General features: G+C 47.1%; 11 protein-coding genes. 8 read left to right on the forward strand and 3 right to left on the reverse strand.

Features of this window, described 5'->3' with window-relative positions; genetic code table 11:
* Window positions 1–3: 3 nt before the first annotated feature.
* Genes recF through dnaA form a run of 3 tightly spaced genes read right to left on the reverse strand, consistent with a single transcriptional unit; the run spans window position 4 to window position 3638 of the window.
* Window positions 4–1083 carry a DNA replication/repair protein RecF gene (gene recF / locus HGP28_RS15670; RefSeq protein ID WP_168837417.1) on the reverse strand — a complete coding sequence of 360 codons (1080 nt, stop codon included), beginning with the start codon at window positions 1081–1083 and terminating at the stop codon, window positions 4–6.
* Between the two features lie 11 nt (window positions 1084–1094).
* Entirely contained in the window at window positions 1095–2195 is a 1101-nt protein-coding gene (dnaN, locus tag HGP28_RS15675) for a DNA polymerase III subunit beta (protein ID WP_168837418.1), read from the reverse strand.
* A 36-nt stretch (window positions 2196–2231) separates the two neighbouring features.
* Complete coding sequence (dnaA, locus tag HGP28_RS15680; RefSeq protein WP_168837419.1) at window positions 2232–3638, reverse strand: chromosomal replication initiator protein DnaA; 1407 nt, start codon at window positions 3636–3638, stop codon at window positions 2232–2234.
* Between the two features lie 618 nt (window positions 3639–4256).
* Between dnaA and rpmH the strand changes: the two genes are divergently transcribed.
* From rpmH to rsmG, 8 genes are all read left to right on the forward strand, one after another.
* Window positions 4257–4391 (forward strand): 50S ribosomal protein L34, encoded by a 135-nt coding sequence (gene rpmH, locus HGP28_RS15685; RefSeq protein WP_005378825.1) that lies wholly within the window; start codon window positions 4257–4259, stop codon window positions 4389–4391.
* Window positions 4392–4437: 46 nt separating this feature from the next.
* On the forward strand, window positions 4438–4761 hold the full coding sequence (rnpA, locus tag HGP28_RS15690) for a ribonuclease P protein component (protein ID WP_246225764.1): 324 nt from the start codon (window positions 4438–4440) through the stop codon (window positions 4759–4761).
* On the forward strand, window positions 4728–4985 hold the full coding sequence (gene yidD, locus HGP28_RS15695) for a membrane protein insertion efficiency factor YidD (protein ID WP_168837420.1): 258 nt from the start codon (window positions 4728–4730) through the stop codon (window positions 4983–4985). The genes rnpA and yidD overlap by 34 nt, the downstream gene beginning before the upstream one ends.
* A 2-nt stretch (window positions 4986–4987) precedes the next feature.
* Window positions 4988–6604 carry a membrane protein insertase YidC gene (yidC, locus tag HGP28_RS15700; RefSeq protein ID WP_168837421.1) on the forward strand — a complete coding sequence of 539 codons (1617 nt, stop codon included), beginning with the start codon at window positions 4988–4990 and terminating at the stop codon, window positions 6602–6604.
* 130 nt (window positions 6605–6734) lie between these two features.
* The gene (gene mnmE / locus HGP28_RS15705) at window positions 6735–8096 is read left to right on the forward strand and encodes a tRNA uridine-5-carboxymethylaminomethyl(34) synthesis GTPase MnmE (protein ID WP_168837422.1); all 1362 of its coding nucleotides are present in this window, start codon (window positions 6735–6737) and stop codon (window positions 8094–8096) included.
* A 175-nt stretch (window positions 8097–8271) separates the two neighbouring features.
* Complete coding sequence (mioC, locus tag HGP28_RS15710; protein ID WP_168837423.1) at window positions 8272–8706, forward strand: FMN-binding protein MioC; 435 nt, start codon at window positions 8272–8274, stop codon at window positions 8704–8706.
* 564 nt (window positions 8707–9270) lie between these two features.
* Window positions 9271–11169 (forward strand): tRNA uridine-5-carboxymethylaminomethyl(34) synthesis enzyme MnmG, encoded by a 1899-nt coding sequence (gene mnmG, locus HGP28_RS15715; RefSeq protein ID WP_168837424.1) that lies wholly within the window; start codon window positions 9271–9273, stop codon window positions 11167–11169.
* Window positions 11166–11801, forward strand: coding sequence for a 16S rRNA (guanine(527)-N(7))-methyltransferase RsmG (rsmG, locus tag HGP28_RS15720; protein WP_168837425.1), 636 nt, complete (start codon window positions 11166–11168; stop codon window positions 11799–11801). The genes mnmG and rsmG overlap by 4 nt, the downstream gene beginning before the upstream one ends.
* Window positions 11802–11810: the final 9 nt, after the last annotated feature.

Here is an 11810-nt window from a genome sequence, read left to right on the forward strand (position 1 = left end):
TATTTACATTGACTCTATTGTGCCATGTTCCACATGAAACATCTTGTAATTATCGCCGTACATGTCGGCAACTTGGCTTTCAGTAATAGAGCTGACAAAAACTTGAGCCCCCGTCTCGATTAAGCAATCTGCGAGACGCTTACGACGTTGGCTGTCTAATTCAGAGGCAAAGTCGTCAATTAAATAAACGCACTGCTTGCCCGTTTGAGCCGTCAAATGTTGGCCTTGTGCAACACGGAGCGCGCACACCAGCAACTTAAGTTGGCCACGTGACAGCACATCTTCAACTGGCGTGCCTGCCACTTTAATGCGCAAATCTGCCTTATTGGGACCGCTGACGGTATAACCGAGTACGACATCGCGCTCAAAGTTATTCGCCAACAAATCTTGATACGGCGTATCTTTATCCCAGCCGCGGTAATAACGCATTTGCACGTCAAACTCAGGCAAAAATTGCTGACAAATCGGCTCGGCAACCGCGATAAGCTGTGCGATATAATCTGCGCGCCATTGGTCAATCTGCTCGGCCAATATGGCTAGCTCTTGATCCCAGTAACTCAGCTCTCGGTAATCTCGCGCCGTTTTCAACAGCGCATTACGCTGCTTATTAAGACGTTTAAAACGCCCCCAGGCGTCGAAAAAACGATTCTCGGTATGGAACACACCCCAGTCGATATAGGCACGTCGCGCTTTAGGCCCATCCGTGAGCAATTCAAACCCTTCAGGGTGAATTAATTGCAATGGCAGCACTTGCGCAAGCTGAGCTAACTTTTGCCCTTGCTGGCCGCCTATTTTAACCTCAGTTGAGCCATCACGCCGCTTATTAATGCCAATTGGTAGCTCAATTTGATCAGGGGTCAAAAAACGGCCATGAACAAACAGCTCAGCCATGCCATGGGTGATGATTCGTCCTGTTAACGCGCTCTTAAACGATCGCCCGTGCCCCAGCAAATAAATGGCTTCAAGCACGCTGGTCTTACCGCTTCCGTTCTCGCCAATAAGAAAGTTAAAGCCTGTCGATAACTCAATATCACAGGCTTTAATGTTACGAAAATCTAGAATGACGATTCGCGTCAGTGGCATACGATGTGCTCTTACAGACGAATTGGCATCACCACATACATGGCACTGTCGTCATCGGCATTTTCAATCAACGCACTGGCATTGGCGTCCGACATTGAAATGCGCACCGTTGGGCAACGTAGAGTATTGAGCACATCAAGAACGTAACTGACATTAAAGCCAATCTCAATTGCCTCTCCTTGAAACTCAACATCCAACATCTCTTCCGCTTCTTCCTGCTCGGGATTGTTGGCTGTGATTCGCATTTCACTGTCGACCAAGTTCACACGAACGCCACGGAATTTTTCATTCGATAAAATCGCCGCGCGCGCGAACGCCTGGCGCAAATCATCGCAACTGGCTTGTAATGTTTTGGTGGTGTTTTGCGGCATGACTCGACGGTAATCCGGAAAGCGACCGTCCACCAGTTTTGACGTAAAGACGAAATGATTGATATCCGCGCGAACATTGGCATTGCCAATTTGCAATGTCATCATCGCCTCTGGTGCATCGAGTAATTTCGCCAGCTCCTGCACCCCTTTACGTGGCACAATGATCTGCTGGGTTGCATAATCGCCTTCAAGCGTGGTTGTCGCAACGGCCATGCGATGCCCGTCGGTAGCAACAGCTCGCAATGTATTACCTTCAATTTCAAACAACATACCATTGAGGTAATAGCGGACGTCTTGGTTCGCCATCGAAAATTGTGTTTTTTCAATAATGCCGCGAAGCTGACCTTGAGTTAAGCTGACTTCAACATCACTTTGCCAATCTTCGATATTAGGAAAATCATTCGCAGGTAAGGTGGCAAGCGAGAAACGACTTCGACCAGAGCGCACTTGCACGCGATCGCCTTCTTGAGTAAAGACAATTTGTGCATCATCAGGAAGCCCACGGCAAATATCGAGAAATTTACGCGAAGGCACAGTAATCGCCCCCGCTTCAAAATCGCCATTCAGCGTGACTTTGCTGACCAGTTCGACTTCTAAGTCCGTTGCGGTCATTAACAGCACGCCATCACGAACTTCAAGTAACAAGTTACCCAAAATAGGCAAACTCGGGCGGCCGCCAAGCGCACCAGAGACTTGCTGCAACGGTTTTAGCAGTTGCTGACGTTCAATGGAAAATTTCATACTAAGCTCTTTACGCAAATAAATTCAACTTGGCCATTACGACGAAAGCGTACGAATTAGATTAGAGTAATCTTCTTTAATGTCGTGGCTCTCTTCACGTAGCTGCTCGATTTTACGGCACGCGTGCAATACGGTGGTGTGATCTCGCCCACCAAACGCATCGCCAATTTCTGGCAGGCTGTGGTTGGTCAGCTCTTTTGCCAACGCCATTGCCAACTGTCGAGGACGAGCTACTGAGCGAGAACGACGCTTTGATAAAAGATCCGCCACTTTGATTTTGTAATACTCCGCCACGGTCTTTTGAATATTATCAATCGTCACCAGCTTTTCTTGCAGTGCCAGCAAATCACGCAGCGCTTCACGAACAAAATCAATCGTGATTGGGCGACCAGTAAAATTGGCATTAGCAATCACGCGATTTAACGCGCCTTCCAATTCTCGCACGTTTGAACGCAGTCGTTTGGCAATAAAAAAGGCCACCTCATCGGCAAGATGAATTTGATGATCTTCGGCCTTTTTCATCAAAATCGCGACTCGCGTTTCCAGCTCAGGTGGCTCAATTGCCACGGTGAGTCCCCAACCAAAGCGAGATTTCAAACGGTCTTCAACCCCGCTGATCTCTTTGGGATAACGGTCTGATGTGAGAATGATTTGCTGGTTACCTTCAAGCAAGGCGTTAAAGGTATGAAAGAACTCTTCTTGCGAGCGCTCTTTATTAGCAAAAAATTGAATATCATCGATAAGTAAAGCATCAACACTACGGTAGTAACGCTTAAATTCTTCAATCGCGTTATTTTGCAGTGCTTTTACCATGTCTTGCACAAATCGCTCAGAGTGCATGTACACCACCTTGGCATTGGGATTGTTATCAACAATCGCATTGCCGACGGCGTGCAGAAGGTGTGTTTTACCTAAGCCTGTGCCACCGTATAAAAATAGTGGGTTATACGCTGCCCCTGGATTATCGGACACCTGACGCGCCGCAGCCAAACCCAGCTGATTCGACTTACCTTCAACAAAGTTGGTGAACTTGTGTTTTGGATTGACGTTTGAACGATGATTAATATCGGCAATGGCTTGCTCATCATCGTCCCACGTTTTATGTACTGGCTTACGCGCTTGCAGTTGCGCCGGCGCTGACGATTCTGCAGCGACGTCAGCTGGCGTTCGCGCCGGTTTCGGTTTGGGCGCCACCACAGGGCGCGAACCAACCTCAAAGCGCAAACTCGGAAGATCTTGACCACAATACTCTTGCAACATTCGATTGATGCTATTGAGGTATTTATCACGAACCCAATCCAATACAAATCGATTAGGGGCAAACAAAGTGAGCGTATTATCATTAAGCTCCGCTTGAAGTGGACGAACCCACATACTGAATTCAGTAGCCGGTAGCTCTTCTTGAAGCTGTTGCATGCATTGCAACCAAAGCGACGATGACACGATGCCCCCAGGGAAAATTGATGTTCGAAAAAGATTGGCAATTTTACCTGTTGATAACCGAGATCGCCAGCGATTGATCGATGATCCAGTGAATAAGATCTAAGTTATTCACAAAATTTTGCGCCAAATTCGCGAGATCGCCACAACTTACTCCGAGTTTACCCACATGATCACGCAAAAATAGTGGATCTTAGCCAATGTCATTGCCAACTTATCCCCATCGTTATCGCTTTTATTGAAGTGGCTTGAGCGAAAATAAAGAATATGGCCGATATCGAGAGCCATTTTAATTCAGCGGTTGACTCATCGAACTTGTACTAACACAAGCTATTTTTGATAATCCACAACATATTCATTGACCGCGATTTATCACACTCGCCGATCCAACGCCAAGATCGCCGTCAGGATCTTAAGATCCTTGAGATTTTGCTCACACTCCGTATAATCCCCCGGCGCGATTGTCATATCACCGATGATTGACACTGTCAGTCACTGTGATTACAATTCCGCCTCTTTGTTGAGAGGCGTCGGTGGTTCGCTTTACCAAGATAAAGCTGAGCAAAATGCCCACGCCGGGTTAACATTGACCTAAAACTACTGATCAGTAAGGTAATTATCATGAAACGCACTTTTCAACCTACAGTTCTAAAGCGCAAGCGTACTCACGGTTTCCGTGCTCGCATGGCAACTAAGAACGGTCGTAAAGTAATTAATGCACGTCGTGCTAAAGGCCGTGCGCGCCTGTCAAAATAATCCCACGTTTATTTTGAATACGTACGCGTTCAATCGGGAGTTACGCTTGTTAACTCCCGAGCATTATAAAACAGTCTTCCAGCAAGCTCACCGAGCAGGCTCACCTCATCTCACGATTATCGCACGCAATAATACCCTATCGCATCCTCGTCTGGGTTTGGCCGTTCCGAAAAAACAGATCAAAACCGCCGTTGGTCGCAACCGCTTCAAACGCTTGGCTCGTGAAAGTTTTCGTAACAAACAACATCAACTACCTCATAAAGATTTTGTTGTGATCGCCAAAAAAAGCGCGCAAGATTTGAGCAACGAAGAATTGTTCACCTTGTTTGATAAATTATGGCAGCGCCTCTCTCGCCCTTCTCGTGGCTAGCCATTGGGCTCATTCAACTCTACCGCGGGTTTATCAGTCCACTGCTAGGCCCTCGATGCCGTTTTACGCCTACTTGTTCCCAATATGCGATAGAAGCATTGAGAGCTCACGGTTTTGTAAAAGGGTGTTGGTTATCAAGCAAACGTCTATTAAAATGCCACCCTTTGAATGAAGGGGGGTATGACCCCGTTCCACCAGTCCAAAAACAAGACAGAGATAACTAACGATGGATTCTCAACGTAATATCCTGCTTATCGCACTGGCTTTGGTTTCTTTCTTATTGTTCCAACAATGGAATGCTAAGGACGTACCAGCGCCTCAAGCGGTTGAACAGGCGCAAGCTAACACCACACTGCCGACAACGGCGGCGAATGATTTAGACCCAAATCCGCATTCACTGGCTCAGGGTAAAATCATCACGGTGAAAACCGACGTATTAACTCTGTCTATCGACACTATTGGTGGCGATGTGGTTGCTGCAGAGCTTAATCAATACGATGAAACACTTGATTCAGACACTCCTTTTGTTCTTTTGCAAGATACGCCACAACTGGTGTATATCGCACAAAGTGGTCTTGTTGGCCCACAAGGTATCGATTTAAGCAGTGACAATCGTCCTCATTACCATGTAACGGCAGACAGCTTTACGCTTGCCGATGGTCAAGAGACGTTGGAAATCCCGCTAACGATTACCGCAAACGGTCTGCAGTACACCAAAACGTATCAATTTACTCGTGGCAGCTATGCCATGAATGTCGAATACGATGTGGTTAACCAATCTGGTAGCAACGCGACCTTTGGTATGTACGCCCATCTTCGTCATACATTGAGCGATGATGGTGGCAGCCTAACCATGCCAACGTATCTCGGCGGTGCTTTTTCAACTGAAAATGAAAAGTATGAAAAGTACAGCTTTGAAGAGATGCAAGACCGCAATCTTTCTATCAACCTGCCAAATGGTGAAGGTTGGGCTGCGATCATTCAGCATTACTTCGCTTCGGCGTGGATCCCTCGTGAAGAGCCAGGCACCAATATTTATACTCGTGTGATTGGTAACCTGGGTGATATCGGCATTCGCATGCCAAACAAGACCATTGCTGATGGCGACACGGCCAATTTCACGGCCACCTTGTGGGTTGGCCCTAAACTGCAAGATCAAATGGCGGCAGTCGCACCGAACTTGAATTTGGTGGTCGATTACGGCTGGCTTTGGTTTATCGCTCAACCACTGCACTGGTTATTGGATACCATTCACGGTTTAGTCGGTAACTGGGGCGTGGCCATCATTGTTCTGACGTTCATTGTCCGTGGTGTCATGTACCCACTGACCAAAGCTCAGTACACCTCAATGGCGAAAATGCGTATGCTGCAACCCAAGTTGCAAGCGATGCGTGAACGCATTGGTGATGATCGCCAGCGTATGAGCCAAGAGATGATGGAACTGTACAAGAAAGAAAAAGTGAACCCACTGGGTGGTTGTTTACCTATCTTACTGCAGATGCCAATTTTCATTGCCTTGTATTGGACACTCATGGAGTCCGTCGAGCTGCGCCACTCGCCATTCATTTTGTGGATCCACGACTTATCAGCGCCAGATCCATATTATGTTTTGCCGCTGCTGATGGGTGCATCAATGTTCCTCATCCAAAAGATGAGTCCAACAACGGTCACCGACCCAATGCAGCAGAAGATCATGAACTTCATGCCAATCATGTTTACGGCATTCTTCTTGTTCTTCCCGGCAGGTTTGGTGCTTTACTGGCTCGTGTCAAACATTGTGACACTGATCCAGCAAACGCTCATTTATCGCTCGCTTGAGAAGAAAGGATTGCATACCAAGTAATCCCCTCAATCGAATGAAAAAGGCGGCCCCAAGGGTCGCCTTTTTGTTAGCGGCTGATTACAATTTGGCTATTCCTGAGTCGCTAAATTCTATTTATTGTTGACTTAGCCAGCACAATTCAAGGTTTTCTATGACAACAGACACTATTGCCGCGCAAGCGACAGCCCCGGGCCGCGGTGGCGTGGGTATTATTCGCGTTTCTGGGCCACAAGCATCGGCCGTAGCTCAAGCGATCACAGGCCAGTCACTGACACCTCGCTACGCGCATTATCTGCCTTTTCGTGATACTGATGGCAGTGAGATAGACTCCGGTATTGCACTCTACTTCCCCAACCCACACTCTTTTACTGGCGAAGACGTGCTCGAGTTACAGGGCCATGGTGGGCCTGTGGTAATGGATATGTTGCTCAAACGCATTCTCACCCTACCTGACGTTCGTCCTGCAAGACCTGGCGAGTTCTCTGAACGGGCGTTTCTCAATGACAAGCTCGATTTGGCTCAAGCCGAAGCCATTGCCGATCTGATTGATGCCAGTTCAGAACAAGCGGCAAAATCGGCGCTGCGCTCATTACAGGGCCAATTTTCCAAACGCATTCAAACGCTGGTGGACGCTTTGATCCATCTGCGTATTTACGTTGAAGCGGCCATTGATTTTCCTGAAGAAGAGATCGATTTTCTTGCCGATGGCAAAGTGGCAGCCGATTTACAAGGGATCATCAATAATCTCGATGCGGTGCGTCAAGAAGCCAATCAAGGCGCCATCATGCGTGAAGGAATGAAAGTGGTGATCGCCGGCCGCCCCAACGCGGGCAAATCAAGCTTGCTCAACGCATTATCTGGTAAAGAGTCCGCGATTGTCACCGACATAGCCGGAACCACTCGAGATGTCCTGCGTGAACATATCCATATTGACGGTATGCCACTGCATATTATTGATACTGCCGGCCTTCGTGAAGCGTCTGATGCCGTCGAAAAAATCGGCATTGAGCGCGCTTGGGATGAAATCGCCGCAGCAGACCGCGTGTTATTCATGGTCGATGGCACGACAACTGACGCCACCGATCCGAGTGAGATTTGGCCTGATTTTGTCGACCGATTGCCAAATCATATTGGCATGACAGTGATCCGCAATAAAGCCGAAGAAACCGGTGAGGGCTTTGGTATTTGTCATGTGAGCGCGCCGACTCTCATCCGCCTATCTGCCAAAACAGGCGAAGGAGTCGATGCTCTGCGCCAGCACTTAAAAGCCTGTATGGGCTTTACCGGCCAACAAGAAGGCGGCTTTATGGCTCGTCGGCGTCATCTGGATGCATTGGAACGCGCAGCAGAACATTTACATATAGGACAAGATCAATTAGAAGGTTATATGGCAGGAGAAATCCTGGCTGAAGAGCTGCGCCTTGCTCAACGCCATTTGAGTGAGATCACCGGTGAATTCAGTTCAGACGATCTTCTTGGGCGGATCTTTTCTTCGTTTTGCATCGGTAAATAACAAGATATCCACAATGCTTGTACCTCTAAGGCCAAGCAAAATGCCAAAGCCTCATGCATGGTACGCTATGCTCAGAGGCTTTTTTTTGAGCGCAATTTCACTTCATTGAGCGATTTTGCTTTTTTTGGCAAAACGTTCGATGATGGGTGGATTAATAAATAATAAGGAAATCGTCATGATCCACATCATTACAGGAAGTACCTTAGGCGGCGCTGAGTATGTCGGCGATCACCTCAATGATCTATTGAGCCAACAAGGCCATATCACGCAGGTACATAACCACCCCAACCTTAGCCAAATCCCCGCAACAGGTACCTGGCTTATCATTACCTCAACGCATGGCGCGGGAGATTATCCAGACAATATTCGTCCCTTTATCAGCAAGCTACAAGAAACACCACCACGAACCGATCAGCTCAAGTATGCGGTTATCGCAATTGGTGATTCCAGTTATGATACTTTCTGCGGCGCAGGACTCCACGCCCATGCGCTATTACAAGACATCGGCGCAACCGCTATCGCCGATTGTTGTTTGATTGATATTTTGGCGCAAACCGTACCAGAAGACGCTGCAGAGGCTTGGTTAGAACAGCACCTTCATGCATTTTGAATCACTAAAAACAGACGCGCCCATCAAGTCTCCACTGGGCGCGATGTGACCACTCTGGCCTTTATTCACTTCAACATAGTCTGACATTTCATTTTATCCTTCACGTCATAAACGAAGGTATACGCCAATCAAGAGGTGTATTGTGGATAACATCCTTCATTAACTCATCATGATTTATTCAAAAGCTGCAATATCATTTGTGGATAAAAATAAGCAAAAGCGGTTATAAAGCTATAGTTATCCAAAGAACAATTTATGATCATGGTTTGGGCTGTGAATAACATGCTATTTTGATCCCAGTTAATCCTAAGATAGATCAACGACTGATCACAAGAAATGATCCACAAAAGATCAATGATCTTGTTGATCATTTCCTGGTTATCCACAGAAACTGGTGATCTTAATAATAGATCCAATAAAAGATCTCTATATAGATCTTATATATAATAAGCCATCTCGAGTTTCGATTAGTTCAAACAGAAAACAATGTTCAGTCTTGAATAAAGCAGGTAAACTACCGCTCTTTTCCTTTGTAAAAATCGTTCGAAAACCTGAGGTCAGTTCATGCTCTATCACGAAAATTTTGATGTCATTGTGGTCGGTGGCGGACACGCAGGAACGGAAGCCGCGCTCGCATCAGCCCGCACTGGTCAAAAAACACTCCTTCTTACTCATAACATCGACACATTAGGTCAAATGTCATGCAACCCTGCGATTGGTGGTATTGGCAAAGGCCACTTGGTGAAAGAAGTCGATGCTATGGGCGGTTTAATGGCTCAAGCAATTGATCATGCTGGTATTCAATTTCGAACGTTAAATGCATCCAAAGGACCCGCTGTTCGAGCGACTCGCGCGCAAGCGGATCGCGCGCTATACAAAGCTTATGTACGTCAGGCACTTGAGAACACACCGAATCTGACACTGTTTCAGCAATCTGTCGATGATCTGATCGTTGAAAATGATCACGTCCATGGTGTGGTCACTCAAATGGGCCTCAAATTCCACGCCAAAGCGGTTGTATTGACCGTCGGCACCTTTTTAGGTGGAAAGATCCACATTGGTATGGAAAGCGCCTCTGGAGGGCGTGCAGGCGATCCTCCGTCGATTGCTCTTGCGGATCGTTTACGTGATCTGCCATTTCGCGTCGATCGTCTGAAAACAGGCACTCCGCCACGCATTGATGCACGCAGTGTCGATTTTTCTGTGCTACAAGCGCAACACGGTGATAATCCGACCCCCGTTTTCTCATTTATGGGAAAACGTGAACATCATCCACATCAAATTCCTTGTTTTATCACGCATACTAACGAGCGAACGCATGATGTCATTCGTGCTAACCTGGATCGCAGTCCTATGTATGCGGGTGTGATTGAAGGTATTGGTCCGCGTTATTGCCCCTCAATTGAAGATAAGGTGATGCGATTTGCCGATAAAGACAGTCACCAAATCTTTATTGAACCTGAAGGATTAACCACCCACGAGCTGTATCCGAATGGCATTTCAACCAGCTTGCCCTTTGATGTGCAGTTGGCCATTGTTCGCTCGATGAAGGGCTTTGAAAATGCGCACATCGTGCGCCCCGGATACGCAATTGAGTATGATTTCTTTGATCCTCGAGATTTGAAATCAACGTATGAAACCAAATTTATCTCAGGTCTGTTTTTTGCCGGTCAAATTAATGGTACCACCGGCTACGAAGAGGCCGCGGCGCAAGGCTTAATGGCCGGTTTGAACGCCAGTTTATTCAGTCAAGATAAAGAGGGTTGGAGCCCACGCCGTGATGAGGCATACGTCGGTGTCTTAATTGACGATCTTTCGACGATGGGCACCAAAGAGCCCTATCGCATGTTTACTTCACGCGCGGAGTATCGCCTGCTTCTTCGTGAAGATAATGCCGATCTGCGTTTGACCGCGAAAGCGTATGAACTTGGCTTAGTTGATGAAGCTCGTTGGGCTCGTTTTAATCAGAAAATCGACAATATGGAAAAAGAACGTCAACGTTTAAAAGAAACGTGGATGAATCCGAATTCCGTTGGGATTGATACGCTGAATCAACTGTTGAAAACGCCGATGGTGCGCGAAGCCAGCGGTGAAGATCTTCTGCGTCGCCCAGAGATGAGTTATGACCAGTTAACCCAACTGGATGCGTTTGCGCCAGCGCTGGAAGACACTCAAGCGGCTGAACAAGTTGAAATTCAAGTAAAATATGAAGGTTACATCAAGCGTCAACAAGATGAGATTGAAAAATCGTTGCGTCATGAACACACCAAGCTACCTTTTGAGCTTGATTATAGCGTTGTTAAAGGTCTGTCAAATGAAGTGGTGTTGAAATTGAACGCGGCTAAGCCCGAAACCATCGGTATCGCGTCTCGCATTTCCGGTGTGACACCTGCGGCAATTTCCATTTTGCTTGTGCATCTTAAGAAAATTGGCATGTTAAAGTTGGGTGAGGACGCAGCATGAGCGCATTACGAGCCCATCTCGACCACTTGATTGCGCAAACCTCGCTCAATGTGAGCGAGAAACAGCGTGAACAACTGCTTGGTTATGTGGCGCTGCTGCATAAATGGAATAAAGCGTATAACCTGACGTCGGTGCGCGATCCGCAAGAGATGCTGGTTAAACACATTCTCGATAGCATAGTGGTAAGCGTTCACTTACAAGGTGAGCGTTTTATCGATGTGGGAACTGGACCTGGATTACCCGGGATCCCTTTGGCGATTATGTGTCCGGAAAAGACATTTGTGTTACTCGATAGCCTTGGTAAGCGAGTGCGCTTTCTCAAGCAAGTCGTGCACGAGTTGAAACTCACAAATGTGATGCCGGTTCAAAGTCGCGTTGAAGAGTTTCAGCCAGAGATAAAATTTGATGGCGTACTGAGCCGTGCGTTTGCTTCAATGACCGATATGGTTGAGTGGTGTCATCACCTTCCCAAACCTGACACTGGACGGTTTTTGGCGTTAAAGGGATTACACCCTCAAGATGAAATAGCCGATTTACCAACGTGGTGCTCTGTGACTGAGATCATATCTTTGACGGTTCCTGAGTTGGCAGGCGAGCGACATCTAGTAATCTTATCGCCTAGGGATAATTAACGAGGCCAC

It is taken from the genome of Vibrio agarilyticus, assembly GCF_012641465.1.
GTDB classification, from domain to species: domain Bacteria; phylum Pseudomonadota; class Gammaproteobacteria; order Enterobacterales; family Vibrionaceae; genus Vibrio; species Vibrio agarilyticus.